Source organism: Dehalobacter sp. TBBPA1 (assembly GCF_040931655.1).
In the GTDB taxonomy this organism is placed as follows: domain Bacteria; phylum Bacillota; class Desulfitobacteriia; order Desulfitobacteriales; family Syntrophobotulaceae; genus Dehalobacter; species Dehalobacter restrictus.
Map to the genome: position 1 here is coordinate 2,039,446 of NZ_CP162385.1, position 18,192 is coordinate 2,057,637.

At 47.5% G+C, this 18,192-nt stretch carries 15 protein-coding genes; all 15 read right to left on the minus strand.

Annotated features, from left to right (window positions below):
* Positions 1 to 64: 64 nt before the first annotated feature.
* Positions 65 to 1,741, minus strand: a complete 1,677-nt coding sequence (pknB, locus tag AB3489_RS10055) for a Stk1 family PASTA domain-containing Ser/Thr kinase (protein ID WP_368292753.1) — start codon at positions 1,739 to 1,741, stop codon at positions 65 to 67.
* Entirely contained in the window at positions 1,741 to 3,156 is a 1,416-nt protein-coding gene (locus AB3489_RS10060) for a peptidoglycan D,D-transpeptidase FtsI family protein (RefSeq protein ID WP_368292754.1), read from the minus strand. The genes pknB and AB3489_RS10060 overlap by 1 nt, the downstream gene beginning before the upstream one ends.
* Positions 3,153 to 4,439, minus strand: a complete 1,287-nt coding sequence (locus tag AB3489_RS10065; RefSeq protein ID WP_368292755.1) for an FtsW/RodA/SpoVE family cell cycle protein — start codon at positions 4,437 to 4,439, stop codon at positions 3,153 to 3,155. Before AB3489_RS10065 ends, AB3489_RS10060 begins: the two co-directional genes overlap by 4 nt.
* Before the next feature lie 4 nt (positions 4,440 to 4,443).
* Complete coding sequence (locus tag AB3489_RS10070) at positions 4,444 to 5,166, minus strand: Stp1/IreP family PP2C-type Ser/Thr phosphatase (protein WP_368292756.1); 723 nt, start codon at positions 5,164 to 5,166, stop codon at positions 4,444 to 4,446.
* Positions 5,153 to 5,596 (minus strand): FHA domain-containing protein, encoded by a 444-nt coding sequence (locus AB3489_RS10075; protein ID WP_019226414.1) that lies wholly within the window; start codon positions 5,594 to 5,596, stop codon positions 5,153 to 5,155. The genes AB3489_RS10070 and AB3489_RS10075 overlap by 14 nt, the downstream gene beginning before the upstream one ends.
* A 13-nt stretch (positions 5,597 to 5,609) precedes the next feature.
* On the minus strand, positions 5,610 to 6,395 hold the full coding sequence (locus AB3489_RS10080; protein WP_368292757.1) for an FhaA domain-containing protein: 786 nt from the start codon (positions 6,393 to 6,395) through the stop codon (positions 5,610 to 5,612).
* Positions 6,373 to 7,464: a 23S rRNA (adenine(2503)-C(2))-methyltransferase RlmN gene (gene rlmN / locus AB3489_RS10085; RefSeq protein ID WP_368294621.1), complete on the minus strand. Its 1,092-nt coding sequence runs from the start codon at positions 7,462 to 7,464 to the stop codon at positions 6,373 to 6,375. The genes AB3489_RS10080 and rlmN overlap by 23 nt, the downstream gene beginning before the upstream one ends.
* Positions 7,465 to 7,587: 123 nt before the next feature.
* Positions 7,588 to 9,003, minus strand: coding sequence for a 16S rRNA (cytosine(967)-C(5))-methyltransferase RsmB (gene rsmB, locus AB3489_RS10090; RefSeq protein ID WP_368292758.1), 1,416 nt, complete (start codon positions 9,001 to 9,003; stop codon positions 7,588 to 7,590).
* Between the two features lie 38 nt (positions 9,004 to 9,041).
* Positions 9,042 to 9,731, minus strand: coding sequence for a zinc metallopeptidase (locus AB3489_RS10095; RefSeq protein ID WP_368292759.1), 690 nt, complete (start codon positions 9,729 to 9,731; stop codon positions 9,042 to 9,044).
* Positions 9,732 to 9,889: 158 nt separating this feature from the next.
* The gene (gene fmt / locus AB3489_RS10100; protein WP_368292760.1) at positions 9,890 to 10,837 is read right to left on the minus strand and encodes a methionyl-tRNA formyltransferase; all 948 of its coding nucleotides are present in this window, start codon (positions 10,835 to 10,837) and stop codon (positions 9,890 to 9,892) included.
* Between the two features lie 47 nt (positions 10,838 to 10,884).
* Positions 10,885 to 11,337, minus strand: a complete 453-nt coding sequence (gene def, locus AB3489_RS10105) for a peptide deformylase (RefSeq protein WP_368292761.1) — start codon at positions 11,335 to 11,337, stop codon at positions 10,885 to 10,887.
* A 182-nt stretch (positions 11,338 to 11,519) separates the two neighbouring features.
* Positions 11,520 to 13,841, minus strand: coding sequence for a primosomal protein N' (priA, locus tag AB3489_RS10110; protein ID WP_368292762.1), 2,322 nt, complete (start codon positions 13,839 to 13,841; stop codon positions 11,520 to 11,522).
* Between the two features lie 70 nt (positions 13,842 to 13,911).
* Positions 13,912 to 15,879 carry a TaqI-like C-terminal specificity domain-containing protein gene (locus tag AB3489_RS10115; RefSeq protein WP_368292763.1) on the minus strand — a complete coding sequence of 656 codons (1,968 nt, stop codon included), beginning with the start codon at positions 15,877 to 15,879 and terminating at the stop codon, positions 13,912 to 13,914.
* 23 nt (positions 15,880 to 15,902) lie between these two features.
* Positions 15,903 to 16,811: a methylenetetrahydrofolate reductase [NAD(P)H] gene (gene metF / locus AB3489_RS10120; protein WP_019226405.1), complete on the minus strand. Its 909-nt coding sequence runs from the start codon at positions 16,809 to 16,811 to the stop codon at positions 15,903 to 15,905.
* A gap of 76 nt (positions 16,812 to 16,887) precedes the next feature.
* Entirely contained in the window at positions 16,888 to 18,174 is a 1,287-nt protein-coding gene (purD, locus tag AB3489_RS10125; protein WP_019226404.1) for a phosphoribosylamine--glycine ligase, read from the minus strand.
* Positions 18,175 to 18,192: the final 18 nt, after the last annotated feature.

An 18,192-nucleotide genomic window follows, 5' to 3' on the forward strand; every position in this document is an offset into this window, starting at 1 on the left:
TTCAAATTACTCCTGTACCTCTTATCATGTCAAAAAAATGATAGCATCAGATATTTGGGTCATTTTAGGCCGGGGGCCCCGGTCCCTGAGACACAACAATGGTCACTTCCGAACCCTGCTGGATTGGTTTGCCCGGTTTGGGTTCAGTGGTAATCACGGCTTTCTCCGGAAATAAATCTGATTCTTCCATGATCGGCATTACTTTCATATCGTATTTTTCTAGGTAATCCGTGGTAAACTCCAGTGACATGCCTGTAAAATCAGGCATAGCGGTAATCGTTGGTTGAATTCCTTCGCTGACAAACAGTTCGATCTCTCCGTTCTTTGTCCAGGTCGAACCGGGCGCAACCGATTGTCCGAAAACATGTCCTTTCGAAACGGAAGCGCTCAGCATTGTTTTCACCGTAATATTCGTAAAACCGGCTTCCTTAAGCGTACTCTCAGCGTTTTCCTGAAGCGGATACCCGGTTGTTACATTCGGTACTTTAATGTATTCTACCCCTTTGCTGATCTCAATGTCCACTAACCTTCCAGCCTTAACTTCACTCTTCGGCTTAATGCTTTGAGAAACAATCCCACCCTGCTTAATTTTATCGCTGTAGGTTTCGGTCCGGTTGCCGAGAGCCAGACGGGCTTTGGTCAATTCGATTGTAGCTTCTTCTACAGTCTTACCGGTAAGATCCGGAACGTTAACCACCTGTGTATGGGTGAAAACCCAAATTCCTGAGGATGTCCCGACAACTACAATCAGTGCGACAATAGCAATCATAACCAGCATCGGAATTTTTTTCTTGCGCTTTTTGGTACGCAGAAGCGCATCATTCTTGGCCTCATTCGGGATTACTTTATCCTTCAAGCCCCTATGAACCTGGGTCTGCATGGTATCTTCATAGTCTCTGACCTGTCTTTTTTCCCAAACAATGGTCTCTCCGGCTTCGATCCTGTCGAGATCCTCAAGAAATTCCGCTGCACTTTTATAGCGGTCTTGAAGTGATTTGGCCAGTGCTTTCATGATCACGGTTTCCAGTTCCGGGCTGACTCCGGCAACAAGCTTCCCGGGCAGCTCGACTTCCTCCTGGATATGCTTCAAGGCAATGGTAATCGCGGTATCTCCGTCATACGGAAGCCTTCCCGCAATCAGTTCATAAAGGATGATTCCAAGCGAATAGATATCGGACTGTTCCGTGGTTTGGGAACCCCTGGCCTGTTCCGGTGACAGGTAATGCACTGAGCCGACGATATCCCCGGTATGGGTGACGGTTGCTGAAGAGGCGGCTCTGGCTATCCCAAAATCAGTAACTTTGGCCCTTCCATCCGATGCAATTAAAATATTCTGCGGTTTGATATCCCGATGAATAATATTGTTGGCATGTGCATGAACCAGTGCTTCAGCAATCTGACGGATAATATGAATCGCCTTATCCTGGGAAAGAGGCGCTTGCGTACGGATAATATCCTTTAACGTCTGGCCTTTGACATACTCCATGACAATATAATCTTCATTCCCGTCTCTGCCCACATCATAGATCGAAACGATGTTCTGGTGAGATAGGCTGGCTGCTGACTGCGCTTCCCGGCGAAAACGACGGATAAAACCCTCATCGGAAGCGTACTGTTCCCGCAGGACCTTGATAGCAACGGTTCTGTTCAGCAATGTATCCTTGGCCCGGTAGACGATTGCCATCCCTCCGGCCCCAATCTTTTCTTCTATTTCATATCTTCCTCCGAACATCTTTTCCATTAGTTTTCACCTTCTTTCAATTCAAGTGCTTTCTCTATGACTGCTTTAGCGATCGGCGCTGCCGCTCCGCCGCCGGTTCCGCCATGTTCCACCAGGACCGCTACAGCTATTTCCGGATTCTCCGCAGGAGCGAAAGCAATATACCAGGCGTGGGTATCCCCGTCTCCACCCGGTTCAGCCGAGCCGGTTTTTGCTGCTATCTGGGCCCCAGATATGGCTCCGGGAGATGCTGTTCCTTTATTGACAGCCAAAACCATGCCGCTTGTTATTTTTTCTGCTTCTTCCTTACTGAGAGGCGTCAGCCAAACTTCAGGTGTCCTTCGATAGATACTATTTTGCTTGGAATCGAGCACACTGTCAATCAAATGTGGAACCATTATTTTGCCGTCATTGGCAACTCCGGCTGTGATCAAGGCCATATGGAAAGGACTAACCATTACCTGACCCTGACCGAAGGTACTCTCGGCAAACAAATTGAGGCTTAAGTTCTCCGGCAAAGGATCATCTCTGGTAATTGAACTGATCGGAACATACTGATCAAACGGGATATCCCTGCCAAATCCGAAATTGGACACAGCCTCCAAAAAATGATTCACACCAGCTTTGATCCCATACTGAGCAAAATAAGTATTGCAGGAGTAGGCCAAAGCAAGATCATAATTGACCCAGCCATGCGCTTTATCATTTTGTTCCTGGATCGTCTGCCCGTTAATCACAGTAGAACCTTCACAATCATAAAGTTCTGTCGTGTCGAGTCCTGCCTGAAAAATGGCTGCTGAAGTAACAACTTTCATAATTGATCCTGGAGGAAACAACGAGAAAGCGTGGTTCACCAGTGGACTGTCCTCCTCGGCAATAATTTCGTCCCAGTCCTGTTCAATTGCTCCAGCATCATAGCTTGGCTGACTGACCAGCGCCAGAACATCCCCGTTTTGCGGATCGATTGCCACCACTGCTCCGGTCTTGCCCTGCAAACTCTGATAAGCAGTCTCCTGTAGACGGGAATCAAGTGTCAGTATCAGGTCATTACCTGTTCTCTGCAATTCAAATGCATTCTGAATCCGTCTGAGAATGGAAGGATTCTTCATTCCGAGAAGTGTTTCCGCCTCCGTTGCTTCAAGGCCGGCAGAACCGTATTTTACTGTGGCATATCCCAGTAAAGGCTCAAACATCTCACCCTGCGGATACGTTCTGACTTTTCCGCCAGCGGTTTGCTCCGTCTTTGCCAGAACAACGCCGTTGCGGTCAAAAATGCCGCCCCGGGTAATTCTTTCCTCTAAATAAATCGCGCGCCGGTTAGCTGGATTATCCAGCATCTCATCGGCCTTAACCACTTGCCAGTATACCAGACCCAGGCTTAGAAAAACAAAGCTAAAAACCATGATCAGTGCAATTTTGCGGATTCCATTGTTCATAAGGCATCTGCCTGCTTTCCAATTGGTATCTGACTCACGGAGAAAGCTGAGCTATGAGAAATGCCGGCCAGAATCCCAAGGAGTAAAAAGTGTCCGACCATAGAACTTCCCCCGCGGCTCATCCAAGGCAAAGGCAGACCTGTAAGCGGAAGCATTTTGGTCACCCCAGCCAGGATGATCAGCGCTTCCACACCGATCAGAATGCCTATTCCCGCCGCCAGGATCTGGCCAAACCGATCCACAGCTCTGGTGCTGACGCAGAAACAGCGCATTACGACAATAATAAACAGACTGATGACTGCCATTGCGCCAATGAAACCGATTTCCTCAGCAACCACCGAAAAGATAAAATCAGTGTCCGCATTCGGAATCTGGTAAGCACCTATCCCATTTCCGAGACCTGTCCCGAGAAGCCTTCCCCCGCTTATGGCGAAGATTGACTGGGAGATCTGATAAGCCCCGCCGCTGGCATCCAGCCACGGATTAATCCAAGTAGCAACCCTTACACGGACATGATCAAACAGGAAATAACCAGCTGCCCCGGTAGCTATGACCAGCGGAACGGAAACCACGAGATAAAGCAGTCTTTCGGTTGCGACATACAAGATAAACACCATGAGAAGGAAGAATACCAGCGCCGTTCCAAGGCTTTTCTGGGCACCCAGCAATCCGAGAACAAACACGCCGATAAAAACAAACGGGCCCATTGTTTTGGCATCAGGCAGAGAAAATTTCCCAACCTGAATCGTTCCAAAACGTAAAAGCTCTTTATTATCACTTAAATAGGATGCCAGGAAAAGAAGCAGGGCCACTTTGACGAGCTCCTCGGGCTGGAAACCCATCCCGGCAAACCTAAACCAGCTTGTCGCACCATTGATGGTGGTCCCAAATATCAGCGTCAGCAGAAGCATAAGCAAGGCCAGCATTCCCCAGAGATACTGATACTCACCAAGCTTGCGGTAATCTCGTAAAATAAAAAAGACAGCATAGTAAATGATCAAGCCCAGATTCGCCCAGATAAATTGGTCCGCCGCCAGGGCAGGATTGATCCTTGCTAGAAAAACCAAGCCAATCGCGAGGATGGTCTGAACTACTGGCAGGAGATACGGATCTCCCTGATAGCAAAAAAATATCTCAAACAAGGCACCTGCTAGGATCAAAAAAGAAAATACAGCTCCTTGCAGGAAAAAACCGCTTTCAGTCATATCATCCAGTTTCAGTACACCGAGTCCCATCCATAGAATTACTAAAGTCAGAACTCTCAAAGATAGACGATGTAGCATGTTCTCACCGCTCCACAATACAGCATATTGCCGTAAAGTTATCCGGAGCCCCCCGTTCGATCACAACATTCTTCAAAGTTTCGAGATGGTCATCCCATGATTTAGCCTCGGAAAACTCCGCAGCAATCTCCTGATCACTGATTTCATTCGAAAAGCCATCCGTGCACAGAAGAAAAACATCTCCGTCCTGTACTTTAAGTTGGAAACAATCTACATCAATGTTGAGCTCCACACCCAGCGCTCTGGACAAAATATGCTTGTGCGGATGATTTTTGGCTTTCTCCTCCGTCAGCTCTCCGAGGCGGACAAGCTCGTTAACCATCGAATGATCCTCCGACAGGAGCGTGAGGGTCTGATTTCGCCATAAATAAATCCTGCTGTCGCCCACATGGCCAACAACGGCTTTATTGTCATAGATCATCAAAGCAGTCAGAGTTGTTCCCATGCCTTCCGTCCCTTCAGTCCGAAGCGATACTTCGTATACTTCACGGTTGGCCTGATTCACAGCCTGAACGATCCAGTCCTGCATATCCTGAATATCCGAAGATTTTAATTCAGCTGCTTTTTCCTCTAATTGTTCGACCGCGATCCTCGAAGCTATTTCCCCGGCATTATGTCCGCCCATTCCATCGGCCACCGCAAAAAATGACTCCTCCGGCAATATAAGAAAATAATCTTCATTGTTTTTTCTAACACAACCGGTCTCATAAATCCTAACTGCTTTCATTTCCCCACCTCGAATATAGAAAAGTAATGCTGCCTATCTTGATGAAGTCACCGGAAACAAGCTGGACCTGGGAGTTGATCCGTTCTCCGTTCACCCAGGTACCATTCGTGCTCCCAACATCCTCCAGCGTTGTCATCCCTCTGTTATGCTTGAATTCAGCATGATCCAGCGAACAATAATGGTCCGGAACGACGATATCGTTGTGCTTTCCTCTTCCGATGGAAAGCCCTCGGGAATCAATCTTGATCTTGCGTCCTTTGGGCAGCTTTTCAGCTCCGCTTAAGACCTCGATACAGCCAAGATCAGATTCGGTTTTGCTCATGATTCCCTTCGACCTTAAATCGGCCAGCATAACCGTCAATATCCTTAAGAGAAAGAGATAGATAAAACCAACAAATACAATCCTTCCAACTACCGTAAGCATTTGCATTCAATCACCGACTTTACTTATCTACCTGAAATTGAAAATGTGTTTGTCCGGCCTTTATCCTGTCTCCAGGATTTACCATATAGCGGTCAACCCTTAATTTGTTCAGATAGGTACCGTTGGTACTGCCTAGATCCTGAACAAACCACCTTCTATTCTCTGTATAAAGCTTCAAATGGTGACGGGAGATCTCCAGGTCTCTGACTTCAATATCACAATCTTCCTGGCGTCCGACGATATACTCGTCCTTATTAAGATCGTAAATCTCACCTTCATTTGTCCCTTTTATAACTTCGAGATAAGGATGAGTTTTCCTGCCGACTGTTTTGGATGATGCCATGATTAATCTTGCAGCATCCGCCAGAACTGTTGTTTTTTCTATTTCTTCATCTTCCGCAGGCTGTTTTTCTTCGTTAATCCGCCAATTGGCGACAACAGAATCTTTAAACTCAATCTGGGTTTTAATTAAGCCCGCATCCATCTTCTCCGAAGGCTGCATCCGCACAACCGGAAGCGCCAGAAAAGTGTAGCCCTGCCTGGTCCCTTCGTCATAGAGATGTTTGGCCAGCTCCACCAGCAGTGTCTCTCCAAAACTTTCCAATACCGCATAATCCTCTGGGTTTAAACTTACGGTGTAAACATTCGGGACATAGACATGGGATATGCTGACCTGTTTATTTTTCAGCATGATTTTATTTAGTTCCCTGGCAACCTGAACAGGCTGAATCGTACCTACCGACTTGCTGAACAAAAATGTAGCCATCTGTTCGGCGATCGATTCAACTTTGTTTAAGAGACGCATACTCCTCACACTCCAAACGCTGTCTAAGCTGACCACAGGCTGCGTCAATGTCCAGGCCTTTTTCTTCTCTGATCGAAACAGGAATCTTGCCCGCTTCGAGAACCCTTTTGAACATCGTTAACCGCTCTTTGCCCGCTTTTTGAACGTCGCTGCCGATTACCGGATTAATGGGGATCAAATTGACATGGGCCAGCATGCCCTTAAGGAGAACGACCAGTTTTTCTGCTTCCTCTTTGGAGACATTCTGTTGGTGTAAAGCAAACTCAAATGTAACTCTTCTGTTCGTCTGATCGGAATAATACCGGCAGGCTTCCAGCAGTTCCTGCAATGGATATCTCCTGTTGATAGGAACCAGCGTATCCCTGACTTCATTTCTGACTGAATGAAGCGATACAGCCAAACCGACTTGCGGGTTGTCCTGTGCCAGTTGAATAATCTTGGGGGCAACACCGCTCGTCGAGATGGTCATTCTCCGCATGCCGATATTCTGACCGTTCTCGCTGTTCAGGATTCGAATCGCTTTCATCACCGCATCATAATTAAGAAAAGGTTCGCCCATCCCCATGAAAACAATATTGGTTACCGTGAATTTCGGGTCTTCCTGCTGAAGCAGCCGACTGATTTCGAGCACCTGGCCGGTGATCTCTCCTGCAGTCAAGTTTCGGCGGAACCCATCCATTCCGGTTGCACAGAAAGGGCATCCCACAGGGCATCCTACCTGAGTCGAGACACATAGCGTGTGTCTGTCCCGGCTTGTCAGATGATCATAGTCCATCAGAACCGTTTCAATGCTTTCTCCATCAGCCAGGCGAAATAAAAACTTCCGGGTCCCATCGGCAGAACGCTGCGCTTTTAAAACAGTCAGCGGCTGGATAAAGAAAACCCTGTCAAGCCGTTCGCTGTCCTGTTTCCCGATATTCTTCATTTCATCCCAATGATGAACTCCTCTGGCATTAACCCAGTTAAAAACCTGATTGGCCCTAAACTTTTTTAAGCCGTTTCCGAGGCATGCTGCACGCATCTCTCCTTCAAGACAACCGCGGCAATCCAACTTTTCCATAATTAGTATTATTCTCCCAATTTCATGATCTTAAACATGTTTTTCCGCCAGACGTAAAGCTTTGTCAATTAGAGTACATAGACTTGCTATAAAATCTTCTTGCCGCTCCTTGCTATCCGTAGCATCGCGTCACTAGGCCATCCATGGCCTTCGAAACTTAGCGATAAAGAATCCATCCATATTGTGATGATGAGGCAGGATCTGCCATACCCCTTTCCGGAGTTGTTTCAGATCTCTCTCCTCTGCTGCAAAAGGCAAACTTCCCGACAAGTCGACGGAAACAAACTCGGGCTTAAGCTGCCGGAAAGCTTTAACCACTTCAAAGTTTTCTTCCGGCTCCGTGGTACAGGTCGAATAAACAAGCTCTCCGCCTTCCCGCACATGATCGGCAGCTTTCAGCAGGATTGCCAGCTGGAGTTCTGGCAGTTTGCTGATCTCGTCTTCTCTCTTCTGCCAGCGCAGATCAGCTCTTTTTCTAAGCACACCCAAGCCCGAACAGGGCGCATCAACCAGGACCCGGTCAAACTTCTCTCCGATTCCTTCCAAAATCCGGGCGTCGCCCTCAACAGTTTTTATCATTGTAATTCCGAGCCGCTCGGCTGATTCCTTGATCAAATCAAGCTTTTGGGGATACATATCTACAGCAACAATGGTTCCCTTGTTTTTCATCAATTGCGCCAGATGGGTTGTCTTCCCTCCCGGGGCACTGCAGACATCCAATACGCTGTCCCCTTCCCGCGCTCCCAATAGATGAGCAGCCAACTGAGAACTCTGATCCTGAACCGCGAAATATCCGTTTTGGAATTCCCAAAGTTGGTCCAATCCGCCAAAATCTTTCAGAATTAAACTTTCCGGTGTGTATTCTCCGTCCACGACCTCAATTTCCTGACTTTCCAATAAGGTTTTTAGTTCCTGCCTTGTTGTCTTTAGGGTGTTTACACGGATAGAAGTAAGGGAAGGTTCGTTGTTGGCTTTGAGCAAAGCTTCTGTTTCTTCCTGCCCCCACCTTGCCAGCCAGCGCTTGATCATCCATTCAGGATGGGAATATCTGACCGAAAGATAGCGGACCGTTTCCTTCTTTTGGTCTGGCCATTCAAAATTCCAGCCTGTTTCAGCCGCCTTGCGCAGGACACTGTTGACAAGGGGGGAATAGGTTCGGTTCAGTTGGTTCATCAGGTCAACACTCTCATTGACCGCGGCGGGCACCGGCACTCTGTCCATGAGTAGTATCTGAAAAACACCGGTCCTTAAAACAGCCCTGACTTCCTGCGGCAATGCGGACATCGGCTTATTCAGATGTTTTCTCAACGCATAATCCAGCGTCAATTTGTTTTTTAATACCCCGTTGACCAAAGCAGTAGCCAGATTCCTGTCCCGGCTCTGGGTCAGTCCTGAAAGCTGGGAACGTAAAAGAAGATTGGCATAGGCCCCTTCTTTTTCGACCCGCGTAAGAATACGCACGGCTATCAGCCGTGCGTTTTGATCGTTTATGCGTTTCCGCGTACGTTTGGTTTTTTCTTCAGTAATAGGGTTATTCTTCTCCGTCATTTTTCTATCCCAATCTTTTTTATTCTCTTGATTCGGTATTAATCATCCCGGCCTTGTGCAATCCACACAAAGCGCAGCAAAGTCAGGATCGCAGTCAGTGCTGCGGCGACATAGGTCAGGGCTGCCGCACTGAGCATCTTTCTTGCACCTGTCATCTCTTCTGTATCTTTAATAATGCCGCTGTCTCCCAGAAAAGCTAAGGCTCTGTTACTGGCATTGTATTCAACAGGAAGCGTAACGATTTGGAACAAAACTGCAAACGCAAAAACATAAATCCCAATATCCAACAAGAAGGATATCGTCGGCAGGAACAGTCCAACAAGGATCAAGATGGGTCCTGCCTGACTGCCGAATGAAGCCACTGGCACAAACGCCGACCTGAGTTTCAACGGAACATAGCTGTCAGCATGCTGCACAGCGTGACCTGTTTCGTGAGCCGCGACAGCCAGCGCTGCAATGGACGTACTGTTATATACACCGCTGCTGAGCCTCACAACATGAGTCCTCGGGTCGTAGTGGTCCGTAAGGTTTCCGGCAACCTGCTCTACCTGAACATCATAAAGGCCATTCTCATTCAGCAGCGCTCTGGCCACGTCTGCGCCCGTCGCTCCCGAACTGCTCCTCATTTTGGAATATCTGCCGTAAGCACCACTGATCTTAGCCTGAGCATAGACAGTAAGAATAATCGCTGGAATTAGCAGTATAATTGTGTAATCAAATAAAAACATAATCTTCCTCCTTAAAAAGCCAGACCTGCTCAAATAGCATAGGAGTCATGCTTCTTATGTATAATTCAAGGCACTAAAACAATCATTGTTTAACTATTAGAAGTATATCCATTTATTCTTAGATTTTGCTTAAAAGAAGGAAAGACGAGTGCGATCGTTTACTCAAAACGATCATTTGCTTTAAGTCTGTATCCGTTATAAAAGTCCTGGGCACGCATTTTCTTTTTCCCAGCAGGCTGAAGCTCTGAAATTTTTAAAATACCTTCCCCGGTCTGAACCAGCAGCCCTCCCTTAGCAAGGGACAAAATGCTTCCCGGCAAAGCGTTTTGCGCAGTCTGTCCGGATAAGGCAGGTTTTCCGGACAGCTCACTTAGCCATATTTTAACCTGTTCTCCCCGGAAAAGCGTAAAAGCACCGGGCCAGGGATTCAGTCCGCGAATCCTGTTATGGATTTTGGCTACGTCCCAGGACCAGTCCACCTGCTCATGTTCTCTTTTCAGAAGCGGTGCATACGAAAATATTTTAGGCTGCGGTACCGGCCGAACGGTCTCATTCTGCAATCCTTCGAGTGTATTAATCAACACCTTTGCGCCGATTTGGGCCAGCGCATCGTAAACTTCACCCGTTGTGGCCTCCGGTACGATTGCATATTCTTTGCTGATAAGCATTGCGCCCGTATCCAGACCTTCATCCATCAGCATGGTTGTAACACCGGTTTTAGACTCTCCGTTCATCACGGCCCAGTGGACCGGAGCTGCTCCGCGATAAGCCGGAAGCAGTGAGGCATGCACGTTAATGCATCCAAAAGGTGGTATTTCCAGAATCTCTTTGGACAGGATTTGTCCGAAAGCGACCACCACAATGCAGTCCGGCTGCAAATCCCTGATCTGGTCGACCGCTTCGGGTGCTTTAATCCTGGCAGGCTGAAATACAGCAAGTCCATACTTTTCAGCCAGTACTTTGACCGGACTCGCTTTCAATTTGTTCCCTCTTCCCGCAGGTTTGTCGGGCTGGGTAAAAACGCCGCCGATTTGATGTCCTGATGCATAGAGCGCCTCCAGGACAGGCACCGCAAAATCCGGTGTTCCCATAAAAACAAGCCGCATCTGACACTGTCACTTCCCATTTCATATTTCGATTGCGAAAAAATATCTTAGACGTTGTAAATCTTGTCCGCGATATCAACAAACAGTATCCCGTCAAGATGATCTGTTTCATGTTGCATCGCTCTGGCCAGGAAACCATCGGCATGATATTCCTTTATTTCTCCATTGCGGTCCATGGCCTGAAGCACCACTTCGGCCGCCCGTTTCACCCGGCCAGTCTTATTTGGGACACTTAAACATCCTTCCTCATCTACTTCCGAACCGGTTTTTTTGATAACCATCGGATTGATCAGTTCCAAAAGACCGTCTCCCACGTCGATCACCACAACTCTTTTGGATACGCCGACCTGAGGAGCTGCCAGCCCTACCCCTTTCGCCTCATACATGGTCTCAGCCATATTATCGAGCAATTTAATGATATTCGGGGTAATTTTCTTGACTTCTATTGCTTTTTCCCGCAGGATGTCTTCTCCAATTTTTACTATCTGGTAAACGGCCATTACTGGATCCGCTCCCTTCTCACGCAATTTCTAAAATAATATCCCATAATAAAACCATATAATAGAATTATACATTTCTGAAAGCCTGAAAGCAATTAAACACCTTAAGAGCACGTGTCAGGGATGACACAATGGCCGAAAGCGCTACTGTGGCACGCTGACCTACCTCAAATATGTTGTATTTAAGATAGCGGATTCACCTCAATACTGATATTGATCCCTGAGCTGGCCGTTCCAAGATAGAAAGCCCGGACTCCTTGATGGACGATCCTGCGGAGGACCGCCGGGTTCTTTCCTTTGACCGATACCTGCCAGCGAAATTCATTCTTCAGCCTGGTCAAAACAGCCGGTGCCGGGCCCAGAATCACATATTCCTGATTCAGATCAGCAAGCACCAGACGGATACTGTTGGCCAGGTCCTGAGCCGCTTTGATTACCCGATCTTCTTTTTCATGAAAAATCATGATCCTGATGATATGAGCAAACGGCGGATAACTTTGCTGTTTGCGGTAAGTGATCTCTTCCCAAAAAAAGGCTGCATAATCCTGTTTGGCTGCCCGCTGGATCGATCTTTCTTCAGGTGAATAGGTCTGGATCACCACTTCGCCGCCTTTAGCCCCACGTCCTGCCCTGCCAGCAACCTGAGTCAGCAGCTGGAAAGCTCGTTCTCTGGATCGAAAGTCGGGCATATTGAAAAGCTGGTCGGCAGAGATTACACCGACAAGGGTAACGTTCGGGAAATCCAGCCCTTTAGCCAGCATTTGGGTCCCGACAAGAATCGGAACCTCTCCGCTGCGAAACCGTTCTAGAATTCTATGGTACTCCCGGGAACCGGAGGTCGTATCGGTATCCAGCCGTAAGACTTCAACTCCTGGGAACAAAGCGGAAACCTCTTCTTCAACTTTTTGAGTTCCCTGGCCGAAGAAACGGATAAATCGGCTGTTGCATTCCGGGCAGCGGTGAAAAACATCCTGTTGATAATTGCAGTAGTGACAACACAGCTGCTGATTATGACTGTGATATGTCAGGGAAACATCACAATGTGGGCAGCGTGCGACATACCCGCATTCACGGCAAAATACAAAAGTGGAATAACCTCTGCGGTTCAGAAAAAGGATACTTTGTTCTCCGTTGTCGATTCTCTCCTGAAGCTTGTTTCTGAGTACCATGGAAAACATTGTTTTATTGCCGCTGGCCAGTTCCTGTTTCATATCCACAATATCGACAGCGGGTAAAGCCCGTTGATTGAAGCGTTCTTCCAGTGACACAAGACCAATCTTATCCCTTTGGGCCGCCGCATACGCTTCCAGGGATGGGGTAGCGCTGCCCAGAAGTACAAGCCCGCCTCTGTCTTCCATCCTTTTCCGTGCGACGTCCCGCGCATGATATTTTGGGTTTTCATCCTGTTTATAAGCGTTATCGTGTTCCTCATCCAGTATGATCAGTTTAAGGTTTGACAGAGGCGCAAAAACAGCGGAGCGCGCTCCGATAATCACGCGCTTATTCCGTTGCAGAATTTGCTCCCAAATTGCTAGTTTATCGCCGGAGCTGATGCCTGAATGAATAATTCCGACAATATCTCCGAACTGTTCCAGAAATATTCTAGAGATCTGAGAAGTAAGTGAAATCTCAGGTACAAGCAGAATAACATCGCCGCCTTCAGCCAGTACCTTTGCCACCAGCTCTTTATAAATCTCTGTCTTGCCACTGCCGGTTATCCCATGGATCAAAACCGTCCCGCCATCATTTTTATTGCGAAACGCCAGAATATCCTGGAAAGCTTTTTCCTGGGCAGGACTTAATGCGCCTGTAATGTGCCAAACGGAACCAGCTGTTATCTGCTCAATATTGTTTCTTGTATCGGCGTCTATGTCTTTATCTGTGTCTATATCAATTTTATTCTCTATGTTATTTTTTTTTCTTTCATTCATGTCGGGACTGCCTGCTTTTCCGGAAAACCGGATTTCTTTTTTGATCCATCCCTGCTTAAGCATATCCTCAAGCAGTTCTTTCTTCGCTCCGCTTCTTTTTAGCAGGACATTTTCCGGCAGACCTCCCCGGCGCGACCTGTTAAGGGTTTTTAAGACCTGAAATGTATCCGGATCGAGAAGCTCCAAAACTTTAACGTCCTCATCGTCCATGCTGGCCATGGAAGTCATCCAGGTTTCTCCCTTTCCCTTTAAAAAAGGCCACACTGAATGAAGGGCTTGCGCTTTTGGGCAGATCGTCGTCTCCGAAAGCCAGCAGGCCAATTCTATGAGCTCCAGTGGAATTAGATAGTTTTCCTCCAAGACCGCTTCTATGCTGCGGAATTTGGGCTCACCGTCGAGTTCAGGCGGGTCGGAACTGATACTGACAACGAGGCCCCGGACTTTTCTGTACTTAAGCGGGACAACCACCATCATCCCCACATGAATTACGAGATTGTCCGGAATGTAATAATGAAAACTCTGATCAAGACGCCTGTTGGCGACATCGATCAGCACCTCTGCGTATCCGCTCAATTTCAAGGCTCCTCCCTGCTGATGTCAAAAAATTGAATGTATCAATTATAGCAGATAACCCGTCATCTGTTCATGCGGAAAAATCTCTGATATGACGGCGTTCCTCGGGCGTCAGCCTAAACTGTTCCATAATGAATTCATCTAGGATTTCAAACTGATCTTCCCCAACGATGATTTGGTCTGTTAATTGCAGGATATGGTCAATCACTGCCTGTTCCCATAAGGGCAGTGGAAGTAGTTCCAGATCTCCCCGGAGCACTTTCAGGGTATGAAATTTCTTGCGGAAAAGGAATTGATAAAGGCTGCTGTTAAATAAAGCAAGAATTAATTTCACCGGATAGTTTCCTGGTTCGGGGATCAGGATATTGGCACTGTTCAGGGTAAGACTGCCCTGATCATCATAGGCAAAAACAAGTCTTTCAGAAATGAAACGGTAAATCAGTTTCTCCGCCACCCTATATTTTTGCTCCGGTGCTGTTTGCTGGAACTTGTCCGGCTGGAACCGTAAAAAAGAAGACGGCTTCTTCAGAACGAACCTGTCCACATCCGAGCCCTTGTAGACCGGCTCAGCACCCGGCCCGTTCATCTGAAGCAGGTATCTCCGATTATCTCCGGTGACGATTCCCAAGGCCCAGCCGGCCTTATCTTTCAGGTAAGTATGTCTGGTCGAATAGACCTTGCCGAAAATAACTTCCTCCTGGCTGCTCAGGTAAATATCAAAAATGTGCCAGTCATTACTCCGAAACCTTTCCTGAGAAACCAGATATTCCTGTTCCGGAAATTTCACCAGAACTTGGTCCTGCTCCGATGGCAAGGCTTTTCTGAGATCGAGGCGGACCACGGCTGAGAAGACATTTTTAAATCTCCTGCCCAGATATTCGATCCTGATGATCTGGCAATTCTCAAGCAAATATCCTCTGATATCGGCATGAGCACGGATGTTCAGAATGGATTCTGGCAGAATAAACGAGATAACCCCTCCGTCTTTCAGCAGATCAAGACTCGCCCTGAGAAAATAAGAAAAGGACTCCCCAGAAGTTATTTCCGGAAACTCCACAGCCATTTTCTGGCGGACACCCAGATCAATCTCCGCTCCCCACGGAGGGTTCGTGGCGACAAAATCAAATTTCCCGAAAGCGGAAGATTCCCGTCGCATATCGGTTAAAGTATTGCAGTGAATAACGTTAGGCTGAAAATCCCGGGAACATGTCAACAGAAGATTGAGTCTGGCAATCCTTACCGATGTCAGATCGAGGTCCATCCCGTAGATGTTTTCGGGTTCGTCCATATTCCGGGCAAAGGATAAAAGATACTGTCCCGTGCCGCAGCAAGGATCAAGCACCTTCTGTCCGCTGCAGATATAAGCCCGGACAGCGTCATACGCAATGCCTGGTGGGGTAAAGTAAGAACCAATGCGAGCTTTATTTCCCTCCATGGTCAGTGATTGATAGATGACACCGAGTATATCTTCTTCTAAAGAAAAACGGATGTTAAAAAGATATTCAAGGTGCTGCGAATCCGGCCTGCCGTACGAAAACTTCAAAGAAGATTCTAAAGAAGATTTTTTAGATGTCCTGAGTATATCCTGATAAAAATTCTTCAGCTCTATGCGGACATGCTGTCGCTGGAAAATAGCTTCCGGGAAATCAATAATTTGTTTCAGGTCGTCGGACAATATGTCTCCCGATCTCCGAAAAAGATTCAAAGCCAGAATGAAGACTGCCCATCCCCGGTCTATGTTGTGCCGGAGCAGATAAGCCAATAGATCCATGATCTGCTTACGTGTTCTTTCGTTTGGGATGTATTCTGTCGGGACAAATCGTTTATCAGCACCGGCTTTGTTTGCTCTTTTTCTTAAGCGGTCAAGCTCTCCCTGCGCAATCCGTTCCCGAAGTAGGAGCACCTCATCAAGATCAAAGACCTTTCCGTCAGGATCAGAAGGATGGAGATAGCCATGCCGGACCCAGTTGCGGATACTTGGCACAGATACCCCCAGAATTTCAGCGATTAACTTTGAATCAATTCGATGATTATCCATTTCTGCAGTCCTGTCGCTTTAGATTAATCCAGGTTGCCTACCTTCCTGGTTTCCTGGCTGTTCACCGCATAGAAAAGAGAATCGAGGTTGCGGACTAAGTCCTTCGCAATCTGCGGTTTGTTCATTGTATAGATATGGACACCGTCAATATCATTCGCAAGCAATTCCACAATTTGTTTGGTCGCGTAAGCAATGCCGGCATCTTTTAGGGCTTCCATATTATGCTCAAATTTGTCAAGTATTTTAATTAGTTTCTGCGGCATCCGTGCATTCGACAGTGCTAATATTCTTTCAATCTGAACCCGATTAGTGATTGGCATGATCCCTGCCAGAATCGGAACATTAATATTCAGCTTAGCAACTTTTTCCTGAAAACGAAAAAAGGCGTCATTGTCATAGAACAACTGTGTAACAAGAAACCCGACTCCGGCATCCACTTTCCGCCGAAGATTTTCAATATCCTGGTCTTTATCGGGGCACTCGGGATGGCCTTCCGGATAACAAGCGCCGCCCAGGCAGAAAGAATGTTTGTTCTGGATATACGCGACAAGATCGGAAGCATATTGAAAATCCCTTACCCTGCCGGTCTCTTCCGAACCCTTTGGAATATCTCCCCGTAACGCGAGAATATTGGAGACATTGCTGTCTGCCAGCTGCGTCAGTGTTCCCTCAATTTGTTCTTTGGAAGAGGTAATACAGGTCAGATGGGCCAAAGAATTAATGTTGTATTTATTCTCAACAATGGATGCAATTTCTGCGGTCGTTTTGCTGGTACTTCCTCCTGCACCGTAGGTAACACTGATAAAATCAGGACGGAGCGGTGCCAGAGCATCAATCGTATCGTAAATGACCTCTATAGATGAAGTAAGCTTTGGTGGGAAAATCTCAAAAGATACGACCTTTTTCTGTTGGAACAATTCGCTGATAAACATTCTAAAACCTCCTTCATCTTTAATACAATCCCAAACTCATTCAATTCCGGTTGGAATAAGCTCCGGAATTGAATCATCACATGTTGAGTCCTTTAATCCCTATGTCGGTGCGGAAATGGGCATCAGGAAAATCGATGCTGTCCACTAGTGCATAGACATTCTCCCTGGCTGCCGCGATGGATGCATCACGGACGGTAACTCCAAGTACCCGGCCGCCTGAGCTGACCAGTTTTCCGTCTTCCATCTCCGTGCCGGCATGGAAAACTACCTGGTTTTCTTGGGTCACCGTAAGACTGATCGGAATCCCCTTCCTGTATTCACCCGGATAACCTGGAGCTGCCATGACCACACACAGCGCGGTGCCATCGTGCCATTCGACTTTGACTTCGGACAGTTTCCCGTCGATACATGCTTCGAAGATTGGGATCAAGTCCGACTTGAGCAGGGTCATCACAACCTGTGTCTCAGGATCACCGAACCGGACATTGTATTCCAGGAGTTTTGGGCCTTTGGCCGTAATCATTAAGCCTAAAAACAGTACGCCGGTAAATGGGGTTCCTCTTTGGCGCATAACAGAAAGCGTCGGCTGAGCGATCGTATCGATAACTTCCTGTTCCAATGCTTTGGTCCAGAAAGGAGGCGGAGAATAAGTCCCCATTCCGCCTGTATTTAACCCCATATCCCCGTCGAGTGCTCTCTTGTGATCCTGAACGGGGGTCATCGGGAGAGCCTTTTCACCGTCGCAAAAGCACAGCAGACTGACCTCCTGCCCCTCCAGAAATTCTTCTACCACGACCTTGTCTCCGGCAGCACCAAAGGCCCCACCCATAATGGTCTCGATACCTTCAAACGCCTCTTCCAGTGTAGCTGCCACAATAACCCCTTTACCTGCTGCCAGACCATCCGCTTTAATGACAATCGGAGCGCCGGTTTGTCTGATGTATCTTTCTGCTTCGCTCTTCTCGGTAAAAGTCCGGTAGTCTGCTGTCGGGACCTTCGCCTGTACCATAATTTCCTTGGCAAAAGCTTTGCTGCTTTCAAGTGTCGCCGCCGCTCCGGACGGGCCAAATACTCTGAGACCTGCAGCCTGAAAAGCGTTGACAATTCCCAGACTAAGCGGTTCCTCAGGACCAACAACCGTAAGATCAATCCCTTCATCCTTGGCAAAGTCAACCAAAGCGTCAAGTTCATTGGCCTTGATCGGGACATTCCATTGCTCTGTTCCTGCGTTACCCGGAGCTACAAAGAGTTTCTGACAAGAAGTGCTCTGATTGATTTTCCAGGCAAGAGCATGCTCCCTTCCTCCTGAGCCTACAATCAAAATTTTCTTCCCGTCTTTTTGACAACCAGACAAGTCAGCCATCGTTTTCCCACCTCAATA

Bases quoted from the DNA above. Each gene is read 5' to 3' on its own strand.
- pknB (WP_368292753.1), bottom strand. From the start codon at position 1,741: ATGGAAAAGATGTTCGGAGGAAGATATGAAATAGAAGAAAAGATTGGG.
- AB3489_RS10060 (WP_368292754.1), bottom strand. From the start codon at position 3,156: ATGAACAATGGAATCCGCAAAATTGCACTGATCATGGTTTTTAGCTTT.
- AB3489_RS10065 (WP_368292755.1), bottom strand. From the start codon at position 4,439: ATGCTACATCGTCTATCTTTGAGAGTTCTGACTTTAGTAATTCTATGG.
- AB3489_RS10070 (WP_368292756.1), bottom strand. From the start codon at position 5,166: ATGAAAGCAGTTAGGATTTATGAGACCGGTTGTGTTAGAAAAAACAAT.
- AB3489_RS10075 (WP_019226414.1), bottom strand. From the start codon at position 5,596: ATGCAAATGCTTACGGTAGTTGGAAGGATTGTATTTGTTGGTTTTATC.
- AB3489_RS10080 (WP_368292757.1), bottom strand. From the start codon at position 6,395: ATGCGTCTCTTAAACAAAGTTGAATCGATCGCCGAACAGATGGCTACA.
- rsmB (WP_368292758.1), bottom strand. From the start codon at position 9,003: ATGACGGAGAAGAATAACCCTATTACTGAAGAAAAAACCAAACGTACG.
- AB3489_RS10095 (WP_368292759.1), bottom strand. From the start codon at position 9,731: ATGTTTTTATTTGATTACACAATTATACTGCTAATTCCAGCGATTATT.
- fmt (WP_368292760.1), bottom strand. From the start codon at position 10,837: ATGCGGCTTGTTTTTATGGGAACACCGGATTTTGCGGTGCCTGTCCTG.
- def (WP_368292761.1), bottom strand. From the start codon at position 11,337: ATGGCCGTTTACCAGATAGTAAAAATTGGAGAAGACATCCTGCGGGAA.
- AB3489_RS10115 (WP_368292763.1), bottom strand. From the start codon at position 15,879: ATGGATAATCATCGAATTGATTCAAAGTTAATCGCTGAAATTCTGGGG.
- metF (WP_019226405.1), bottom strand. From the start codon at position 16,811: ATGTTTATCAGCGAATTGTTCCAACAGAAAAAGGTCGTATCTTTTGAG.
- purD (WP_019226404.1), bottom strand. From the start codon at position 18,174: ATGGCTGACTTGTCTGGTTGTCAAAAAGACGGGAAGAAAATTTTGATT.